Here is a 20,863-nt window from a genome sequence, read left to right as displayed (position 1 = left end):
CCCAACGCGAACAAGCTGAACGCGAAGCACAACAGCGCGCCGCACAAGAACAGTCCCAACGCGAACAAGCTGAACGCGAAGCACAACAGCGCGCCGCACAAGAACAGTCCCAACGCGAACAAGCTGAACGCGAAGCACAACAGCGAGCCGCGCAAGAACAGGCCCGACGCGCTCAAGCACCGCAACAGCAACAGCAACAACAACAACAGGGTGCTCAGCAACCTCAACATGGTGCCCCTAGCGGGATGCCGCAGAGCCAGCCAGCACCACAGGACACCGGCTCACCGGTGGCGATGTTCCAGCAAGCGTGGCCAACGATCTTGCAGCAGTTGCAAGGCAGCTCGCGCGTCCTGCATTCCATGGTTGCCACCTATGGCTCTGTGGCAGGCTTCGATGGCCGCACCCTCACCTTGGCGTTCAGCAATACTGGCCCAATCGTGAATCTGCGCAACCGGCCGGATCTGATGAATACGCTGACCGGGGTTCTATCCCAGGTCACCGGTGCACCGATCGAAGTGATCCTCACCGAAGGCGGCTCCAACCCCAACGGTGGTGGTTCCCCAAAAGGTGAGCGCCGGCCAATCCCGGCGCCAACCCCAGCACCAACTAAGTTCACCAAGGCTGTAAGTTCTGCTGGGGCGGCTGCGCGCGCTGCGGCACGGGCCCAAGCTGCCGCTCCGGCACCGCAGCAGCGCCCGGTATCCGCTGTGCCAAGCTCGGCACCAGTCGCGCCTGCACCACGCGCCCATGACGGGTACGACAACTCCTACGATGACGTCCCGCCTCCCGCGGATGAACCCTACTTCGACGAGCCACCGTTCCCGGATGACCCGTACTACGTGCCAGCTGGTTCTGTTCCGGAAGCGCAGCAGGTTCAGCCGCAGCAACAGGCTCCGGTCCCGGCCGTGGCTCCGCAGCCGACCCCGGCAGCGCCAGCGCCAGCGCCAGCGCCAGCGCCGGCGGCTAGTGCACCACGGAGTTTCGGTGGGCCTCCGGTGGCTCCCAAGCCCCGGATGACTGCTGGCATGACGGCGCGCCAGGCTGAGGGCGGTGTTCCGAACATTGCACGTCCGGTTTCTTCGACCCCGTTGCACCCGGAAAGCACCACCGATTCCTTCGGGAATCTAGCGGTTGGCGAATCCGGGCAGCAGGCTCCACAAGCTATGGCGCCATCAGCTCCATCGGTTCCGGAAGCCCCGGCGCCGCGGACTGCCCAAACGCAGCCGCAGGTCCGCCCCCAGCATCAGGAACAGCCTCGCCAGGAGCCGGCCGCACCGCTGCAACCCCCGGCAGCCCCGCAGCCGGCCCCTGAGTCCGCTCCGGGATGGGGCGCTCCACAGGCTGAACCGGCACCGGATCCTGCGGATTCGGCACGGGCGGTCTCAGGCCGCATGAGCCGATACCAGCAGCTGATGGACCAGGCGAAGAACGCACCCAGTGCGCCGGCGCCTGCCCAGGTGGCGCGCGGCTGGGGCGGTCCTGCTTCGGCTCCCGCGCCTGCTCCGGTGCAAGAGCCCGAGGAATTTGTCCCGAGCGACGATGATATCGAGGTCGAGGATTCGGCACTGATCGGTGTTCCAGCCGTGGAACGCCTGCTCGGCGGCATGGTCATCGAGCAGCGCGACGTCAACGGGAATGTAGTGGAAATCAAACGAAGCTTGTAGCCGGCACCACGGCGAACTGTCGGAGTGAGACACTAGGGTGTACCACGGAACAATTTCACGGTATTGAAGCAAGCTAGAAAGTAGGCGCACGTGTACGAAGGTGCTGTACAGGAACTGATCGACGAGCTCGGTCGCTTGCCTGGCATCGGCCCGAAGTCGGCTCAGCGCATTGCTTTCCACATTCTTGACGCCGATGCCGAGGACATGACCCGGCTCGCCGCCTCGATCCAGCTGGTCAAGGAAAAGGTGAAGTTCTGCGAGATCTGCTTCAACATCTCGGAGCAGGAAACCTGCGCCATTTGCCGCGATGAACGCCGCGATGGCACCAAGATCTGCATCGTGGAGGAGTCCAAGGACGTCCTGGCCATTGAGCGCACCCGGGCATTCTCCGGCAAGTACCACGTGCTCGGCGGTTCCATTAATCCGCTGGCAGGCGTTGGCCCGGAACAGCTGCACATCCGCGAGCTGGTAACCCGCTTGGCCGATGACTCGATCACCGAACTGATCCTGGCCACCGACCCGAATCTCGAAGGCGAAGCCACCGCCGTGTACCTGGTGCGCGCGCTAGCCCCTTTGGGCATCCACATCACCCGGTTGGCCTCCGGCCTGCCGGTGGGCGGCGATCTGGAATACGCCGATGAAGTGACCCTGGCCCGCGCCTTCGAGGGACGTCGCGCTGCCGGCCGCACCGCGCCGGGTCCGGCCCGCGCCAAGGCCCAGAAGCAGGGATCCGAGGAGCAGGCGCCGCAAGATCAGTCCGGAGAAGCTGCAGAGAAGCCAAAAGCCCAGCTATCCGAACCTCGCCTGCTGCACGTTGGCGGTGCGCCGGTACCTTCCAGCAACGCTGGCGAAGGGCCTTCGCATCCGGTAGTTCCCGAGATGGATAACCGTCGCAGCCAGTAGTTCTGGTTGCCTTGGAACGCTCTGCACTCTTCCGGTTCGCCGGCTTGAGCGCAGGGCGTTTTTCTATGCCCGCACGGTGATGTGGGGTGAAACACGCTTAGTTGATAATAGTCAACTATCGCCGTATAGTTGATATCAATCAACCATTCAGGCCCTCTACGCCTGACCCTAAATTTTTGGAGCTTCCATGACCGCAACCGCACCGGTCGCCAAGCCCAAGATGACTCACCGCGAAATCCTCACTGCCCTCACGGGCATTTTGATGGGCATGTTCGTCTCCATCTTGGCCAGCACCGTCGTTTCCAGCTCGCTGCCAGTGATCGTCTCCGATCTCAACGGCAGCCAGACCGCCTACACCTGGGTGGTCACCGCCACCTTGTTGGCGACCACCATCTCCACTCCGATCTGGGGCAAGCTCGCCGACCTGGGCAACCGCAAACTGCTGCTGCAGATCTCGCTCGGCATCTTCGTGCTCGCCTCGGCCGCCGCAGGTTTCTCGCAGGACACCAGCTTCCTGATCACCATGCGCGTTGTCCAGGGACTGGCCGGTGGCGGCGTTGGCGCCTTGGCGCAGATCGTCATGGCCGATTTCCTCTCCCCTCGCGAACGCGGAAAGTACATGGGCCTGTTCGGCGCTGTCATGGCCGTTGGAACCGTGGGCGGCCCGCTGATCGGCGGCTTCGTTACTGACACCATCAACTGGCGCTGGAACTTCTTCATCGCCCTGCCTTTCGCCATCGCTGCGGTCATCCTGATCCAGCGCACCTTGCACCTTCCGGCCATGGCCAAGCGCAAGGTCAAGATCGACTACTGGGGCATCGTCCTGCTTTCCTCCGGCGTCTCGCTGCTGCTGATCTGGATGTCGCTGGGAGGCTCGCAGTTCGAGTGGGCCTCGACGACCAGCTACCTGATGATTGCCGGTGCGGTAATCCTGCTGGCGCTGTTCATTCTGGTCGAAGCCAAGTCCTCCGAGCCGTTGCTGAGCCTGGGCCTGTTCAAGAACCGCACCTTCACCTTCGCGGTCATCGCCTCGCTGGCCGTTGGCGTCTCGATGTTCGGCACCTCGGTGTTCCTCAGCCAGTACATGATCATGGCCCGTGGCGCATCAGCCACCATGGCCGGCCTGATGACCTTCCCGCTGATGGGCGGCCTGCTGGTCATCTCCACCATCGGCGGTGCGATGATCTCGCGCACCGGCAAGTGGAAGGCACTGGTAGTCACCGGTTCGGCGCTGATCGTCGTTGGGCTGTTCCTGCTGGGAACCATCCACTACGACACCAACTACGCGTTGGTCGCCGCCTACATGTTCATCCTCGGCGCCGGCATGGGCCTTGTCATGCAGAACATGGTGCTGGTCGTGCAGAACTCGGTCCACGTCAAGGAACTGGGTGTAGCCTCCTCGTCCGTGAACTTCTTCCGCACCTTGGGCGGCACTGCGGGTACCGCAGGCCTGGGCGCCATACTGGCGACCACTGTGCCGAACATGATCGCCGACCGGCAATCCGATTTGGCCGCAGCCCTGGCTTCCCTGGGCGACCAAGCCAAGGAGCTGACCGCAGCATTGGGATCGGGCACCCTGCCTTCAGTTGCAGCGATGCCTGAACCGGTCCGCGTGATCTTCGAGTCCATCTACGGCGACGCAGTGCCTTCGCTGTTCACCATTGCCGCTCCGCTGTCGCTGCTCATCGTCGTGGCTGTCTGCCTGATCCCCAACCAGTCGCTGAAGACCCAGACTGCAAGTGAACGCATGCAGGAGCTGGCTGCTGAGGACCAGGACGCAGCCAAGGCAGAAACGCCAGCTGGCAACTAGGAGATCCGGTGCAGGTTTCAAGCAAAGCCGAAGACGTTCCCGCCGCTCAACGTCCCGATCTCTATGCCTCAGCCGAACAGGAGTTATTTTCACTGATCGCGCTGACGGCGCGTGCCAAGCGGGAACTGGCCACTCGGCTCGACAGCCGGCTCACCCCGGGATACCTGCCCGTGCTCGGGATGATTCTGCGCAGCCAACGCATCACCCAGTCTGAAATCTGCGAACACTTGCTGGTCGATAAAGCTGCGCTATCGCGCATGATCACCAAGCTGGAACAGCTGGCGCTGGTCAAGCGTGAAGTCGACCCGGAAGACCGGAGGGTGTTCCACATCCTGCCTACCGAGCTTGCGGTTGAAAGGTGGCATGAATGCTTCCAAGGGTGGCGTACAGAGCTCCGCTCGCGCATGACCAATTGGGACAATGAGGATCTGTCGGCACTCATCGACCTCCTGAGCCGATTGAATTTGGAAATCAAGTCCCTCTAGAGCGGTCCAATCCCAGGCCGGTCTTCTCGGAATTACCGAGAAGCCCCGGCCAGGGGCTTTTAAAGCCCACTACATGCACCGGCAGTTCACGGCTTCGCACAGCGCCCTCGCTCAAGGCCCATTCCCCGGCGCCAGACAGCGGCGCCGCGGCCACCTTGTTGTTGGAGCGCGCCAGGTTTCGGTACATGGGCACTTCACTGGGCAGATCAGGGAAAATCGAAATCCGCACTGGTTCAAGAGTGGAAGGAATGGGCAGGCATCATGGATGCCGCGGGCCTGCGCGACATGACGCAGAACGAATGGATTCAGAGGCTGCTTCCGCTGATGCAGGACCCGCAGAAAAGCGGCAGGCTCCTGCGGGCCCGGCGCATCGCTTCGGAGTACCGACAGCTCCAAGTCCGCCCTAGACTGTCCTCATGGCAACAAAAAGCAGCAACCTCCCGGCCATCGCCAAGGCCACCGGCATTGAATGGGATCAGTGGTGCGCCAAACTGCGCGCTGGCGGAGCCGATCAACTTACGCACAAGCAGATAGCCGAACTGGCTTTCACCCACATGCCCCCAACCGTCGATACTCCGGGCTGGTGGGCTCAATCCGTGGCTGTAGCCTATGAGCAGCACATTGGCCGACGCCTGCCCGGCCAATCCCAAGACGGCACCTTCCAAAGTTCGGTGAGCAGCACGATCGATGCTGATTTGGATACCGCGCTGGAACGCTGGATCGCCTGCGTCCAGGGGCGCCAGGAGTTCAACGGCCACCAGCTTTCCGAACCTGCACGCACCAGCGGCTCAGAGCGATGGCGCTATTGGCGAGCTGATTTCAGCGACGGAACCAAGACACAGGTAGACATTGGCCTCAAAGGTGGAAAATCCTCGGTTGCCATAAACATTACTAAGGCTGGAACACCTGAACAGGTGTCTGGATGGAAGGGCTTTTGGCGACAAATTTTGGCTGAATTCAAGGGGTAGCCAGTGTTTTTCAACAACCTGCATTGAGGTTCCTAGGCAATATGACCAATGGTTACCTTCACAACTAGGACATGTCGCCCCGTAGCTGTCACAATATTTATCTGGTAGATGTCTCGCGCCACAGTTCCATCAAAAACCACCGGCGGCGAGGCACAGCTTTCAACAGGTGGAGTGAGTGCCCATGGGCCTAATTGTTCAAAAGTTTGGCGGTTCTTCCGTTTCAGATGCCGAAGGCATCAAGCGTGTAGCGCGCCGAATTATTGATACTAAATCCAAGGGCCATGACGTCGTTGTCGTTGTTTCCGCAATGGGCGACACCACCGATGACTTGCTGGACCTGGCAGGCCAGCTTACCGATGATGCACCAGCCCGCGAGATGGACATGCTGCTCTCCGCTGGCGAACGCATCTCGATGTCGCTGCTGGCGATGGCGATCAACCAGCTCGGCGAGCAGGCTGCTTCATTCACCGGCTCGCAGGCAGGCTTGATCACCGACTCCACCCACGGCAAAGCCCGCATCATGGAGGTCTCCCCGCAGCGCGTACGCCGTGCCATCGACCGCGGATTCATCGCCATCGTCGCCGGTTTCCAGGGCATGAGCAAGGAATCCAAGAACATCACCACCATGGGCCGTGGCGGCTCGGACACCACCGCCGTCGCGCTGGCCGCCGCGCTGGGCGCCGATGTCTGCGAAATCTACACCGACGTGGACGGCATCTACACCGCCGACCCGCGCGTGGTCGCCTCGGCCAAGAAGATCGAGAAGATCACCAGTGAAGAAATGCTGGAAATGGCCGCCAGCGGCTCGAAGATCTTGCACCTGCGTTGCGTGGAATACGCCCGCCGGTTCGGCGTGCCGCTGCACGTGCGCTCTTCATTCAGCACCAACGAGGGCACCTGGGTGCTCCCGGATCCCGAAGACAAAATCAAAATTCAAGAGGGAGAACCCTTGGAACAGCCAATCATCTCAGGTGTCGCCCACGACCACTCCGAAGCCAAGGTCACCATCATTGGCGTTCCGGACATCCCCGGCAAAGCAGCACAGATTTTCGGGGTTATCGCCGCTGCGCAGGCCAATATCGACATGATTGTGCAGAACATCTCGACCCGCGGTTCGGGTGCCACCGATATCTCCTTCACCCTGCCGATGACCGAGACCAAGCATGTGCTTGAAGCACTGAACACCGCGAAGCCGGAGATCGGTTTCGAGGAAATCGAGCACAATGACGAGGTTGGCAAGCTCTCGCTGATCGGTGCCGGAATGCGCTCGAATCCAGGAGTCTCCTTCACCTTCTTCGAGGCATTGCACCGCGCGGGCGTGAACGTGGACATGATCTCCACTTCAGAGATCCGCATCTCCGTGGTCACCGACGCCGACAAGCTCAACGATGCAGTACGCGCTATCCACACCGCGTTCGATCTGGATACCGACGTGGAAGCCACCGTCTACGGCGGCACCGGCCGCTAAGCGCCGACAAGCTGAAAAGGAGAACGCCTGCGAAACAATTACTGTTTCGCAGGCGTTCTCCCAATTAACTGCTATTTATTCGGTTCCAGCGTCTTGGTGTAGACGATTTCGCCCAAGCCATTGCGCAGCGTGACGGTGAACAGGCCCTGCTCATCGAGGTCGACGTGGCCGAAGAACTGGCCCTTGCCATCGCGCGGCGACTGGTTGGTGCTGCCAGCCAGCGAGAAGTCCACGCGTGGTCCGAAAGTGCCATCCATTTGGTTCGGCCCGAAGGAACCGGCATTGACTGGACCGGCCACGAATTCCCAGAACTCATTGAACTCGCTGAAGGCTGCACGCTCTGGAGAGTAGTGGTGCGCCGCGCAATAGTGCACATCCGCGGTCAGGAAGACGACATTCTTGATGCCGCGGTCCTTAATGGCCTTGAGCAGGCGGGCAAGTTCCAGCTCGCGGCCTAGTGGTGCGCCGTGGTCTGCGTTGGAAATTGATTCCTGCGCCTTGCCGTCCGGAACAATGATGCCCAGCGGCAGGTCGTTGAGAATGACTTTCCAGGTTGCCTTGGACTTGGCCAAGGAATCGACTAGCCAATTCAGCTGCTCTTCGCCGAGAATTGAAGTGGACTTCTCTTCCATTCCGGCGGTGTTCTCGGACTTGTAGCTGCGCATGTCCAATGCGAACAGGTCCATTGCTGGACCACGCGAGATTTTGCGGTAGATGCGTGCTGCCTCGAATCCGGTGCCTGCGCGCATGGCGCGCGGGTCGGCGATCGGCTGGTATTCCTGCCAGGCCTGGCGGCCGCGGGCGGCAAGGGTGTTGATATCGCGCACCGTGTAGCGCTCATCTTCGATGACCTCACCCGGCCACCAGTTATTATGGGTCTCGTGGTCATCCCACTGGGCAATCACCGGAACCTCGGAATACATGGCACGCACGTTGCGGTCCATCAGGTTGTAGCGGTGCCGCCCACGGTACTCGGCCAGGGTTTCGGCCACCTTGGAGACTTCCTCGGTGACCAAGTTGCGCCAGATCTGGCCGTCCGGTTCCACAACTTCTGCGGCAATCGGGCCGTCGGCGTAGATGGTGTCGCCGCTGTGCACGAAGAAGTCCGGCTTGGTTGCATGCATGGCCGCGTAGGCGCGCATGCCACCGATTTCTTCGTTGATGCCCCAGCCCTGGCCAGCGGTGTCGCCGGACCACACAAAACTCTGGGCACGGGAGGCGTCGTGGTTGCGGCGACCGGTCAACGCCGGTGCGGTGCTGAACCAGCCGTTCTGAGTCTCGCCAAGGGTGCCGTTATCGTCCTCGAAACCGATGCTGACCGCGAAACGGGTACCGGCAGGCAGATGCTCGGCATTGATCTTTGCAGTGAAGTCAGTGGCCTCGCGGGCGTAGGCACCGCGCAAAGTCTTGGCGAAGGATCCACGGCCGCGGATGATTTCCCCCGCTTCGTCCACCGCACGCAGCTGCGCGCGCAAGCGGCCTTCCCCGGAGCTGCGAGCCCAGAGTACGGCATTGCTGGCAGAGACATCCCCCATGGAAAATCCGCTGGTCAATCCCAGGCGGGAACGCACGAGTCGGGGACTGCTGGAAGCCAGCGCTGTTCCAGTGGGCCCAACCAAGGTCAAAGCACCTGCGCCAATGGCGCCGGTGAGCAATTTGCGTCGCGAAATATTATTCATGTGATTCTGTGTTCACGACTTGATCAGCCATTTCCTTGAGCCCAGATGAACACCAAGAGAAATCGTTCGTGTCCAGTCCACACCACGAATCCAGAGATCCTGAACTCCAAAGCACGCCCATTACTGGCAGACTAGAAAAATGAGTTCACCTCAAGTCATTTCTGGCCCGCCGTCGGCTGGCCACCCAGTTCCTCCAGCTGTGCGCACTGCAGCCGGCCAGGCGGAAATCGAGGGTATCTGGCAGAACGCATTTGGCGGGATAACATACCGGCTTGGGCAGGGCGAGCCGATGCGCTTCGCCAAGTGGTCGCCGGGATGCCCTCCCGAAGAGGACGGCGATCTCCTGGCTGAAGCCCTGCGCATGCGGTGGGCGGGAGAATTCATCAGAGTCCCCGAAGTGCTCAGCTGCGGTCAATATGCTGACGGCCAGCTGCTCGTCACGGCAGCATTGCCCGGGCACAGTGCAGTCAGCGAGCTTGGCAAAAGCGATCCGGCGCGATCCGCGTATGCAGTGGGCGCCGGTCTGCGCCACCTGCACGATCGGCTGCCGGTCGACCAGTGCCCCTTCAGCTGGGATCTGGAATCCCGCATCCAGCACCTGCCTGACCAGGAGCAAGCTGCTTTGCTGGCTGAAATCCCGGAGCTTGATCTTGTGGCCTGCCATGGCGATGCTTGCCTGCCCAACACGATCATCACCGATAGCCATGATTTCAGCGCGCATGTGGATATGGGGAAATTGGGTCTTGGAGACCGCTGGGCGGATCTCGCCGTTGCCGCATGGAGCACCGAGTGGAATTACGGGCCTGGTTTCGAACAACATGTCTACGCCGGGTACGGAATCGAACCCGATGAGCGGAAGGCGTCGTTCTACCGAAAGGTCTGGGACGCAACCTAGGAGGCCAAGCCGCTAGCGTGCCACGTAACGGTGCTCGGGACGGCCACGAGTTCCGTATCCAAGCTGCAGCTCCAGGGATTCATTGGCCACCAGCGCCGCCAAATACCGTTGCGCTGTCGCACGGGCAACCCCAATTGCCTCCGCGACCTCGGCGACGCTCATGGGTTCGGTAGCATCCTTGACGCAGGAAAGAACTGCCTGCTCGGTGGGGGCGGCACCCACCGATGCGTTGGTTTCTTCGCACCCTTGAAGCGCCCGGTACAACCGGTCCACGCCCTGCTGGTTGAACTCCGCGGTCCCGGTCAATTGGCGACGATAGCGAGCCCAGCCTTTGAGCTTGGCGGCCAGGGTCTTGGCCTCAAAGGGCTTGATGATGAACGCCAGTGCGCCCGAGCGCAGCGCTTTGTCAATATTCTTCGGTTCAATCGCCGCGGAAATCATGATCGCATCAACATCGAGTTCTCTCAACAGCTCGATTCCACTGACATGCGGCAGGTAGAGATCCAGCAATACCAAATCAGGTTTCAGGCTCTGCACCATTTTGGGCACAACACGCGGATCCTGCACAGGCTCCAGGGCCTGGAACCCGGGGATGGCGTTGACCATCTCAGCGTGCAGCTCTCCTACCCGGAAATCGTCATCGACAATTAGCACCCGGTAGTTGCCGCTGGAATTCTCGCTCAATGTTGCGCTCCTTCAATCTCGTCGTTTTCCGTATTGGCTGGCTCCACCAGTACCGCCGGCAATCTTGCTGCGATAACTGCCCCGGAACCATCCGTCCCGCGGTCCGCTATCCAGACGTCCCCGCTGCGGGCTTGGGCGAGCCGTCTGATCAGCGGCAATCCGACGCCATGGCCATGATCGCCACCCAGATGGGACCCGGTGCTGACGTCCCGGGCGAAGATATCCTCGTCGGTGGTAATGCCGGGTCCAGAATCGGCCACGGCGATGTGCAAGGTGTTCCCTTCGGAGAGCAAGTCGATTTCTACCCAGGGTTCTGCATCTGTGCAAAGAGCTGCCGTGAAGGCGTTATCCAGCAGATTCCCCAGGACTGCGGTGGCGTCTTGGGCATCGTGGGCCGAGGCGATGTGTCCGAAAAGCATGGATTGGGCAGACACTCTCAGTTCTATGCCTTGTTCGTGGGCGCGCACCGCCTTCGCCGAAATAAAAGCCGAGAGGTAAGCGTCCTGGATGGCCTCCAGCCCGGGAACCCGAGCGATCTTCGGCCCGGATTCCATCACCTCACGCAGGTAGTCTTCTGCCTGTTCGATCTTGCCCAAGTTGATCAGCCCGAGGACTGCGTGCATCCGGTTGGCGAATTCATGGCGCTGGGCGCGCAGCGCATCGGCCATGTCCTGGACTGCATCGAGTTTGGTTCCCAACGCTTCAAGGGTGGTGACATCATGGAGCAGCACGACCAGTCCGAGGTCCACTCCGTCACGGTCGACCTTGGTCACGCGGGCTATGAGCGAGTTGCCATTGGCCGCAAAGCGCACCGGTGCCGGGTCGCATTCCTTGATCGCCCTGACCAGCCGGTGATCCAAACCAGCGGATTCAAAGTGGCGGCCGACCACGTCCTCCAATTCGGTGCGGTGCGGCAGTCCCAGCAATTGCCTGGCGGCCCTGTTGCGCACGGTAATTCGGCTATCGGCGCCAATGCCCATGACACCTTCGGTAACACCGTAGAGCACGGCCTGCTGGTCCCTGACAAGCTGGGCAATTTCGGCCGGTTCCAGCCCAAGGGTCTGGCGCTTCAAACGGCGTACGGTGACTCGTCCGGCAAGCACTGCCAAGGCTGCGCAAATCGCCGCAAGCAATACAATCCAGGCGAAGGACTCAAGCAGCGCCCCGGTCAAGGAGTCAGTGGTCACGCCCACGGAAACCTCTCCGATGACCGCACCCGCGGTACTGTAGACCGGGACCTTGGCGCGCACCGATTCACCAAGGGTTCCGTGTTCCCGGGAGACCGCTTCAATGCCTTCCAGCGCCACCGGGTCAGTAGAAACCATTTGGCCCAGTTCCTCGGGGTTCGGATGGCTCAAGCGCAGTCCGCGGTCCTCGGTAATCACCACGAAATACGCTTGCTCTTGCCCAATGACAGCGTTTGCCAGTTGCTGCAGTTTTCCATCGGCGAGCGCCTTGGCATCCAGCTCGTCCAGCTTTGCATAGTGCGAGACCTGCTCAACTACTTCCGGCAAGACGGCCACCGAACGAGCTATGGTCAGCGAGGTATCTTCGGCTTTTGAATAGACGCGGTCATAGCTGGCGAAAAGCGTTCCGGCGGTAACGAGAACAATCAGAACACCTACGACCAGGAATTGAAGCCGCATGATGCGTGATGCGAAATGCCGGGTGCCGGCGCCAGAACGGAACATGCCACCCAGCATAAACCCATCTTTCCACTCTCGTGATTTTAATGAGCAAAAAGTTGGCAAAGAACTTAAGCCTTCAACAATAAGCACAAGACGCGCAAAGTGAGCACCGACACGTACCTTGAATGGGTGCCCCTCCTAGCTTGTGGGGACTAAGGATTCACTCACACTGAAATGGAGGTCGGGTCAATGCTCGTTGTACTCGGATTCCTCATGGTCGCCACCTTCATGGTGCTGATCATGACAAAACGCATGACGCCGCTGCTGGCATTGATTCTGGTTCCAACCATCTTCGGCTTGTTCACCGGTGCCGGATTCGGCCTTGGCGACATGGTCATGGACGCGGTCAAGGACATGTCCAGTACCGCAGCCCTGCTGATGTTCGCCATCATGTACTTCGGCATCATGATCGACGTCGGCTTGTTCGACCGATTGGTCTCCGGCATCCAGAAGCTAGTGGGCAACGACCCCGCCAAGGTCGTCATGGGCACTTCGCTGCTCACCGGCGTAATTTCCCTCGATGGCGATGGCTCGACCACCTTCATTGTGGTTACCGCGGCACTGCTGCCGATCTACCAGCGCCTGGGCATGAGCCCAGTGGTCCTGACCTGCGTTGCAGGCCTGACCAATGGCACGCTGAACATCGTTCCCTGGGGCGGCCCAACGGCCCGCGCGGCAGCGGCACTAGGTGTTGACGCCTCGGAAATCTTCGTGCCGATGCTCCCTGCGCTGGGAATTTCCCTCATTGTCATTGCCCTGTTCGCATGGCAGATGGGCGTATCCGAACGCCGCCGCTTGCAGCGCGAGCGTCCGGAAATCTGGGGCACCGAACTCGGTGGCGGCAACGTTTCCACCCCTACCGGAGGAAAGAGCCCTGCTGGCACTTCCCCTGCCGGAGGCAACCTGGCCGTACTGGAATCCGTGGCTCGCAAGGGCGATGGCACCGAAGCTTCCACCTTGGACGGCACCGTCCTGGATCCGGATCGCGAGACCCTGCGCCCCAAGACCTTCTACTTCAACCTGGCGCTGACCGTCGCCATCATGGTGCTGCTGGTAGTCGATGTCACTCCGTTGCCCTACCTGTTCATGGTGGGTACCGCGATCGCCTTGATCGTCAACTTCCCCAAGGTCTCCGACCAGGTGAAGATGATCGCCGCGCACTCCAGCGAAATCATTGCCGTGGTCTCCATGGTGCTCGCCGCGGCAGTGCTCACCGGCGTGCTCTCCGGCACCGGCATGGTTGATGCCATGAGCCAGTGGCTGGTGGATGTCATTCCTACCTCCATGGGTCCATACATGGCAGTACTGACCGGGCTGATTTCGATTCCAGCTACCTTCCTGATGAGCAATGACGCCTTCTACTTCGGCGTCTTGCCAGTTCTCGCCGAAGCCGGCGCGCATTTCGGTGTACCAGCGGTGGATATGGCTCGCGCCTCCATCACCGGACAGCCAGTGCACATGCAGTCTCCGCTCGTTCCAGCCATCTTGCTGCTGGTGTCGCTCTCTCGTGTGGACTTGGGCGATCACCACAAGAAGGTGCTGTGGCGTGCGTTGGTGGTCTCCTTGGTCATGCTCGCTTCGGGCATGCTCCTTGGTGTCATCCACATGGGCTAACGCCCCAGGACCAAAGGTCCGTCGTCAGCCAGGCTCCGTGCCACCCGGACATTTCCAAGCGGGTGGCCCGGAGTCCGGTGTTTAACCCGGGCTGACCCTGTTGGCAGCCGGCCGGAGGCTGCCGCATGCAGCTATTCGAGCACCCAGTTGCTTCTTCCCGGCAGCCATTGACCATCTGCACAGGGCGCCGGTTCAGCAAGCACAGTTTCCCGTGAAAAACTGGAGGCAGGGCAAGACGTGCACAGCGCGTGCTTCCCCTGGACCGGATGGACCCGCCACTGGGCCACACCGCGAATTCGACCGTCTTCTCCCGACGCAAAGGAAGGCTCCAGCGCATGGAAAGAGAACCTCTGGACAACAGCATCTCCCTGGCCCAGCTCGAAGCGGTTGTCATGATTGTGGACTATGGTTCCTTCACCGCCGCCGCGGATATCCTTGGCATCTCCCAGCCCTCCTTGTCCCGGCGCATTAGCGCGTTGGAGCGCACTCTTGGCATGCCCGTGTTCCGGGCCGCTGGAAGGGACATGGTGCTGACCGAGGTTGGCCGGAGCATCATTCCTGCCGGCCGCCGGGCACTGCGTGAAGTCGCCGCGATCGGAACCATCGCCTCCTCCACGCGTGCATTGGCCACCGGATCCCTGCGCATCGCGGGGTTGCCCTCCCTGGTTGGAGGAATCATGCCCGAGTACATCGGCCCCTTCCATCGCCAGCACCCCGGTGTCCGGATAGAGATCCTGAGCGTGGAGGACGATGAGCAGCTTGCCGATGCGCTTCGCCTGAATCGTGCCGATGTGGCTTTTGGCGTGAACGAGCGCATCCCCGCGGACCTCATCGGCAAATCCCTGCGCGATCAGCAATTCTCGGCGGTCGTATCCGAGGATACCGAGGTGGACCCGGACACTGGGCTAAGCACAGAATTGCTCAATTCCCTGACTCTGGCCACCCTCCCCCAGGGCACCTCGATTCGCAAGATCACCGACGAAGTTTACCGGAGCTTGAAGGCCACCGCTCCGCGGCTCATCACCACAACGCAACGCGACGCATTGGTCCATCTGGGCATCGCCGCCGGCGGCATCACCTTGGTTCCACGGATCATGGCCAGCACCGCCGTGATCTTCGGCGGCAAGCAGGTCCCGCTGAGCTTGCCAGCCAGCAGGCCCCTGGGCGTCATCTACCGCCGCGAAGAATACCGCAATCCGGCGCTGGGCGAATTCCTCGAATACCTCTGAGACAGAGATCTCCAGGCGGTTTCCGCTCTCCTGAACCTGCGCGCGAAATCGGCCTTTCATGCGCTGCATGCATGGCTCTAATCAACCATGCTATTGGTTCCAGCGGCGTTCCACGTGGTCAGCTTGATGGGTAATCCGGCCATGGTCCTACCAAGGAGAGCAAGATCGTGAATTCCCAACGAACACCGTACTCTGCCAGGCGTAGTTCCAAACGGCCGCGGCGCCGGGTAGCTGCCATCATTGCAGCGGCGCTGGTGCTGGCAATAGTTGTGCCGACCAGCATTGCCTTCCTGCGCCTGCAGGGGAATATTTCCGTCTCGGCGCTCAGGGCTTCTGAAGCGGATGTCCCGGACTCCAGCGAAGGCCTGAATCTGCTGGTGCTCGGTTCCGATAGCCGGGATTTCAGCTCCACCGGCTTCGGCACGGATAACGGCTCCCGGCGCAGCGATTCCATGCTGCTTGTCCACTTGTCGCCAGGCAACGAGCGCATCGAGGCGGTCCAGATCCCACGCGATACCGTCTTGCAGCGCCCGGCCTGCGCGGATACCGGGTCCGGCGCTTATGCCGGAGGATACGGCATGATCAATTCTGCGCTGAATTACGGTCCCGCGTGCTCTGTCGCCGCGGTGGAAGCGCTCACCGGAGTTCACCTGAACCACTTCATTGAGGTGGATTTCGAGGGATTCATTTCAATCATCGACGCACTCGACGGGGTCAGCGTGTGCCTGGCCCAGCCAATGACCGATCCGAAAGCAAACCTGGATCTTCCAGCCGGGCTGCAGGAGCTGGACGGAACCGATGCGCTTGCCCTGGCCAGGACCCGCCATGCCGTTGGCGATGGAAGCGACCTCGCTCGGCTCGGAAACCAGCAGAAGGTCATGTCCGCAATAGTCCAGCGTGCCACCAGCAAGGAAGTTCTCGCACGCCCGGACCGGCTCTACTCTTTCCTTGACGCGATTACCTCCTCGATGACCGTCGACCCGGAACTGAGTTCGCTACCGGAACTTGCAGGATTGGCTGCGCGGGTCAAGGACGTTCCCACGGACAGGATCACCTTCATGACCATGCCGACCCAGCCTGCACCATCAAACGCCAACCGGGTGGTCCCGGCTCCGGACGCGCCCCTCATCTTTGAACGCATCAAGCAAGACATCCAGGTGAATCCGGATTCCGAGTCCGAATCCGGCTCCGAATCCGATGCAGGAGAAACTGCCACGGCGAAAGCCTCCGCCCGGCAGCTACCTGTCAGCATAGCCAACGCAGCGCGAGTGAGCGGACTGGCCGGCAAATTCGCCAACGAAGCCACGGAGCAAGGCTTCACCGTCACTTCAATCACTACCGCGGCGTCCTTGCAGGCGCAGACACGGCTGCTGATTCCGGATACTGATGCAGCCAGGAAAACAGCCGACGCATTCGCCAAGGCAGTCGATCTCGATATCAAGGCAACAGTCGCCGATGTCGAAAGCATCGAATTGATTCTGGGCCAGGATTACCAAAACCTGGAGCGGCCAGAAAAGCAGCCCGTCAAGGTGAACAGCCGCAAAGCAGACCAGAAACTCTGCGGCTGAGCCGGCCCCAAGGGCGGGCAGCTCCACCGGAACATCCTGCCATGCCGCGATGGCTGCCAGGCGAATCTCCGTTTGCCCGCGGCTGTTGGCCTTCGTATTCCGGTTGGGCTGCACCTGCCAATTCCGTTTGACCGCGTCCCTTGCAGCGAGGTGATTCACAGTGAGCATTGCAGGCATCAATGGCAATGAATTCATCGTGCTGGCCATTTTGGCGGCCGTGCTGCTCGGACCTGAAAAATTGCCGGACTACGCAAGGAAACTAGCCACGCTGACTCTCGAGTTGCGCAGACTCGCCTCTGGTGCCCAGGAACAACTCCGCGAGGAGCTTGGCGAGGATTTCGCGGACATGGATCTGAAGAAGTTCGATCCGCGGCAATATGATCCTCGAAGGATCATCAGCGAAGCGCTGCGAGATCAACTCGAAGAGCCGCCTGCCCAAGGATTCCCGGATTCTGCCCGCTCAAGGGGACCCGAGACCAAGAGTTCATCATCACCGCCAGCACCCTCCGGCCCAGCCCCTTTTGACGATGAAAGCACTTAGGACGCCACTGCTCCTTGCCGCAAGTGTCCGCTGGCCACGCGCGCAGTGAATACGGACCGGTGGACAGGACTCATTCATCGAAGTCCCCAAAGCTCCATCCGGTTCCCGCATCCGGATCGCACGGATTCCGGCATCTAGCCGCAATCGGCCCAGCTTAGCTGGTTCGTCGGCCAACCGTGATGGCCGGCCGAAAAAGGATTCCCGGGATCAGCCACCAGCCGGCTGCCGGCCTAGCTTGCAGGCACGCCGGCGCGCCAATTCGGAACAGTATTTCTACTAGTAGCGCCTTCACAGCAATTCAGGGAGCAGGCGCCACTGCCCGGGCCCAGCGCTTTGCTTCCGGCGATGGTCGATGACTCCGGCTGCTCGCCACGCACTTGCGCTGCCCGTTCCAGGACCAGATCGACCAAGCCGCTGACAAACGACGGTGAGGTGCCAACACTGCCGGCACGGAGAAACGCCATCCCCAACTCGCGCGCGGTATCTGCCGCCTCGGTATCCAGATCGAATTTGACCTCCATGTGGTCCGAAACGAATCCGAGGGGTACAACCAGAACGCCCTCAGTTCCAGTTTCCGCAAGCTCGCGCATGCGGTCATTGATATCCGGTTCCAGCCAGGGAGTGTGCATGGATCCAGAACGGGAGCAGTACACCAGTTCGGCATCCAGCTGCTCCTCACCAGCTAGTTCCCCGCCAATCCAGGCTATGAGCTCCTCATGCTGCCGCTGGTAGCCGGCGGTGAACTTCTGCGATGATTCTTGCATCGCAGTAGGGATCGAATGGGTGACATATAGGATCTTGTGCCGGTTGCGGTCCAGGCCGCCGACGAGCTGCTTGAATTCCTTCAATCCCTTCCGCACGCAGTCCAACTGCGCACGAGCGAATCCCGGATGATTGTAGTACTGCCGGACTTTATCGATCACCACCTCGAGGCCCTCTTCTTGCAGTGCCGCCACAGTTCCGGCGAAATCCTCCCGGTATTGCCGGCACGAGGAATATGAGGAGTAGGCCGACGTATCGATGGCCAGGAACCTTCTCGAGCCGTGCCTGCGCGCATGGTTTCCGACCACTTCGGTGAGGTACGGTTCCCAATTCCGATTCCCCCAAAGCAGCGGCGTATCGATGCCGCGGGCTGCAAATTCCTCTTGAACGGCTTGCTGCAAAGCCTGGTTCTGCTCATTGATCGGAGATTTTCCGCCGAACATGTAGTAGTGCTCGCCCACCTCTTCAAGGCGCTCGTCCGGAATCCCTCGTCCCCGGGTAACGTTTTGCAGGAAAGGCAGGACATCTTCGGGCTTTTCCGGCCCGCCAAAGGACATCAGCACAACTGCATCAAACGGCGCTACCTGCATGTTTCCCATCGGGATCCTCCACGCTTTCTTCTCGGGCAACTGCCGCCATGGGCAAAATCCCCCGGAGCAAGCAGTCGCAAGCAATTACCTAGATTAGCTTTTATCTAGCCAAGCTAACAATAATTGCTTTGCCTCCGAATCACCAGCGGGCGTCGCCGATTCCTAACGACTGCCCAGGCTATGAGCCAGTTCCAGCTCAATGCGCTCATTGCGGAACTGATGACCGGCATCGAGCAATTTGCGCGGGACAATTTTCTGATCAGCCATGGCCAGAAGGTGGGATCCTTCGGCTCCCAGCAGCAATTTGGGAGCCGCGGCAGGAACCGGAATGATGGCAGGCCGCCGCACTGCGCGCGCCAAGGCCCGGGTGAATTCGGCGTTGCTTACCGGCTGCGGTGCCACCGCATTGACCGGACCTGCCAATTGCGAATCCCATAGCGCGCGATGGTAGATGTCCAGCAGGTCATCAAGCCCGATCCACGAAAGCATCTGCTTTCCCCCTGCCAGGGGACCGCCCAGGCCTGCGGAGAATACAGGACGCAAAACGGCGAGCATCCCGCCTTTGGGGCTCAGCACGATACCGGTCCTGATCTGCACCCGGCGCATGCCGCTGTCCCCCGCATTCGCCGCACGTTCCCAGCGGTCCACCACGTCAGCCAGGAAATCCGGAGTCCCGGCCCGCGGGGAATCGGTCTCGTCCAATGGGTGCGGTCCGGCTGAAGCACCGTAGAATCCGATGGCCGAAGCGCTGATGAAGGTCCGGACACCTGAACGTGACGCCAGCAGGGCAAGGGATCGGGTCGGTTCGATGCGGCTGGAGAGAATTGCCTGCCGATGCGCTTGGCTGAACCGGCCGAAGATGCTGGCTCCGGCCAAATGGATGACCGCGTCGCAGCCATCGAGCAGGCCCGGGTCAGGATCCAGCGGATTCCAGCGCCGTTCGCTTGCCGATTCCGGCTCGTGCCGCACGAGCTTGACGACCCGGTGCCCGCCGGTGGACAAGAAGGCGCACAAAGCCTGTCCGACTAATCCGCTTGAACCGGTCAGCGCTATCACCAGCGGCTTCAACCCGGCCTGCGCCGCCCGCTGGTGTGCGGCAAAATCGTCTGCCAGCTGGCGGTGGCGGTATGCGAGCATCGATTCGATCTGCCGTCCTGGCATATTCGACTGGATGCAGTCACCCACGGTCGTGCACTGCGCGCCCGCGGGCTCGAAGTAATGCTCATGCCGCCACTGCACCACCCGGGCAGGAAGGCCGCGAACCCCTTCGGGTTCAAGCTGGTCGACGAAACTGCGGTTCTCCGCGAACCCCTCAGGCTGGTGCTTGGCATTCCACAGCACTCCGCCGGGAAGGCCCAGCACGGCCGTCCCGTCCTTCAGCGAACCGGCTTCTTCAATGACCTTCAGCGGAAGCCACGGTGGCAAGAGCCGCTGCATGGCCCCGGGTCGCGAGAACCAGTCAAAGACAACGGATGCAGATGCCGGAAGTTGGCTGGAGCGCTCAGTGTTCATGGCCCCATCCTAGAGGCTTCAGGCAGGCCGGTTCCCGAGGATGGGAAATTGCTGGATTCCGTCGCAATGTCTGGTCCGGCGCCGCAATGAATCCCTCGGTTTCCTGCAGCACGCTATCCCGGCAGACTTGGAGCAGGAACAAGAACTTCTGGACAGAGCTTGATTGCGGACAACTAACGGACCGGCTGTTGCCCGAAGCGGCTGCCAATGCAACCAGAAAGCTAGGCATACCATGCAGGAAGATAGTCGAAGGGAGGATCCTCGCCCACCCGCCCGTCGATGGCTTCACGCAAGAGATCCGCATGCCCTGCATGCCGCCCATACTCTTCAATCAGGTCGCAGATGATTCTGCGTATCGACGCATGCTTGCCTTCGAAGGCCAACCCCGAGCCCGTGTCCAGCTTCCTTTCCTCGATAACGGACTGCTGGATTCCTCGGCTTTTGGCCACGGCCCGGTCGTAGCGTTGATAAAGATTCTCCGGATCCTCTTCCAGATCAACCACGAAGTGCTCGCGCCCGTTGGCAGTGAACCCAAGGAGGACTTCAGGTCGTTGCCCGGCAATGAAGTAGGTGAATTTCTCATCTTCGACAAGGGCAAGATGCTGGAGCAATCCGCCCAGGCTGAGCTGGCTGCTGGGCAACTTGGTTGCCAGCTGTTCGATGTCCAGCCCGTCGGCCTTGTATCTGAAAGTGGCGCGCAGCCTGTCAAGCATCCCGAACAGATGCTGCTGGTCGGAGCCGCTCATTGGCGGTTCCCAGGGAGGCAGGATTTCCATGGCGTACCCCTTTGCGAGAAGTGTGAG

15 protein-coding genes and 2 pseudogenes are annotated in these 20,863 nt (G+C 61.0%); 11 read left to right on the top strand and 6 right to left on the bottom strand.

Annotated elements, in window-relative coordinates; genetic code table 11:
- The 6 genes and pseudogenes from ACNPM8_RS09010 to ACNPM8_RS08985 form a co-directional block, all read left to right on the top strand.
- Nucleotides 1-1,664: pseudogene (locus tag ACNPM8_RS09010) on the top strand (hypothetical protein); the annotation flags it as partial.
- A 90-nt stretch (nt 1,665-1,754) separates the two neighbouring features.
- Nucleotides 1,755-2,345: pseudogene (gene recR, locus ACNPM8_RS09005) on the top strand (recombination mediator RecR); the annotation flags it as partial.
- Nucleotides 2,346-2,754: 409 nt separating this feature from the next.
- Nucleotides 2,755-4,377 (top strand): MFS transporter, encoded by a 1,623-nt coding sequence (locus ACNPM8_RS09000; RefSeq protein WP_448939700.1) that lies wholly within the window; start codon nt 2,755-2,757, stop codon nt 4,375-4,377.
- 8 nt (nt 4,378-4,385) lie between these two features.
- The gene (locus ACNPM8_RS08995) at nt 4,386-4,862 is read left to right on the top strand and encodes a MarR family winged helix-turn-helix transcriptional regulator (protein ID WP_105657995.1); all 477 of its coding nucleotides are present in this window, start codon (nt 4,386-4,388) and stop codon (nt 4,860-4,862) included.
- A gap of 416 nt (nt 4,863-5,278) precedes the next feature.
- The gene (locus tag ACNPM8_RS08990) at nt 5,279-5,830 is read left to right on the top strand and encodes a hypothetical protein (protein WP_133834345.1); all 552 of its coding nucleotides are present in this window, start codon (nt 5,279-5,281) and stop codon (nt 5,828-5,830) included.
- A 181-nt stretch (nt 5,831-6,011) separates the two neighbouring features.
- Complete coding sequence (locus ACNPM8_RS08985) at nt 6,012-7,298, top strand: aspartate kinase (protein WP_105657993.1); 1,287 nt, start codon at nt 6,012-6,014, stop codon at nt 7,296-7,298.
- Between the two features lie 71 nt (nt 7,299-7,369).
- On the opposite strand, the gene ACNPM8_RS08980 is transcribed toward ACNPM8_RS08985, so the two are convergent.
- A complete protein-coding gene (locus tag ACNPM8_RS08980; protein WP_133834344.1) occupies nt 7,370-8,977 on the bottom strand; it encodes an alkaline phosphatase D family protein in 1,608 nt (535 codons plus the stop codon).
- Between the two features lie 139 nt (nt 8,978-9,116).
- Between ACNPM8_RS08980 and ACNPM8_RS08975 the strand changes: the two genes are divergently transcribed.
- Nucleotides 9,117-9,872, top strand: coding sequence for an aminoglycoside 3'-phosphotransferase (locus tag ACNPM8_RS08975; RefSeq protein WP_133834343.1), 756 nt, complete (start codon nt 9,117-9,119; stop codon nt 9,870-9,872).
- 12 nt (nt 9,873-9,884) lie between these two features.
- Here the strand turns inward: ACNPM8_RS08975 and ACNPM8_RS08970 are convergent, their stop codons facing one another.
- On the bottom strand, nt 9,885-10,556 hold the full coding sequence (locus ACNPM8_RS08970) for a response regulator (protein ID WP_448939699.1): 672 nt from the start codon (nt 10,554-10,556) through the stop codon (nt 9,885-9,887).
- Nucleotides 10,553-12,247 carry a sensor histidine kinase gene (locus tag ACNPM8_RS08965; RefSeq protein WP_133834342.1) on the bottom strand — a complete coding sequence of 565 codons (1,695 nt, stop codon included), beginning with the start codon at nt 12,245-12,247 and terminating at the stop codon, nt 10,553-10,555. Before ACNPM8_RS08965 ends, ACNPM8_RS08970 begins: the two co-directional genes overlap by 4 nt.
- A 186-nt stretch (nt 12,248-12,433) precedes the next feature.
- Between ACNPM8_RS08965 and ACNPM8_RS08960 the strand changes: the two genes are divergently transcribed.
- The 4 genes from ACNPM8_RS08960 to ACNPM8_RS08945 all read left to right on the top strand — a co-directional run bounded on the left by ACNPM8_RS08960 (nt 12,434) and on the right by ACNPM8_RS08945 (nt 17,196).
- Complete coding sequence (locus ACNPM8_RS08960; protein WP_105657989.1) at nt 12,434-13,858, top strand: CitMHS family transporter; 1,425 nt, start codon at nt 12,434-12,436, stop codon at nt 13,856-13,858.
- 335 nt (nt 13,859-14,193) lie between these two features.
- Nucleotides 14,194-15,087, top strand: a complete 894-nt coding sequence (locus ACNPM8_RS08955; RefSeq protein ID WP_105657988.1) for a LysR family transcriptional regulator — start codon at nt 14,194-14,196, stop codon at nt 15,085-15,087.
- Between the two features lie 167 nt (nt 15,088-15,254).
- The gene (locus tag ACNPM8_RS08950) at nt 15,255-16,655 is read left to right on the top strand and encodes an LCP family protein (RefSeq protein WP_448939698.1); all 1,401 of its coding nucleotides are present in this window, start codon (nt 15,255-15,257) and stop codon (nt 16,653-16,655) included.
- Nucleotides 16,656-16,815: 160 nt separating this feature from the next.
- The gene (locus ACNPM8_RS08945) at nt 16,816-17,196 is read left to right on the top strand and encodes a Sec-independent protein translocase TatB (RefSeq protein ID WP_353653990.1); all 381 of its coding nucleotides are present in this window, start codon (nt 16,816-16,818) and stop codon (nt 17,194-17,196) included.
- 230 nt (nt 17,197-17,426) lie between these two features.
- Here the strand turns inward: ACNPM8_RS08945 and ACNPM8_RS08940 are convergent, their stop codons facing one another.
- The 3 genes from ACNPM8_RS08940 to ACNPM8_RS08930 all read right to left on the bottom strand — a co-directional run bounded on the left by ACNPM8_RS08940 (nt 17,427) and on the right by ACNPM8_RS08930 (nt 20,836).
- A complete protein-coding gene (locus ACNPM8_RS08940; RefSeq protein ID WP_133834340.1) occupies nt 17,427-18,557 on the bottom strand; it encodes a ferrochelatase in 1,131 nt (376 codons plus the stop codon).
- A gap of 153 nt (nt 18,558-18,710) precedes the next feature.
- Nucleotides 18,711-20,060: a TIGR01777 family oxidoreductase gene (locus ACNPM8_RS08935; protein ID WP_105657985.1), complete on the bottom strand. Its 1,350-nt coding sequence runs from the start codon at nt 20,058-20,060 to the stop codon at nt 18,711-18,713.
- A gap of 221 nt (nt 20,061-20,281) precedes the next feature.
- A complete protein-coding gene (locus tag ACNPM8_RS08930; RefSeq protein ID WP_105657984.1) occupies nt 20,282-20,836 on the bottom strand; it encodes a DinB family protein in 555 nt (184 codons plus the stop codon).
- Nucleotides 20,837-20,863: the final 27 nt, after the last annotated feature.

The organism is Glutamicibacter sp. AGC46, assembly GCF_053543715.1.
Note: the sequence above shows the minus strand (reverse complement) of the source record. Positions and strands in the feature narration are given on the sequence as shown.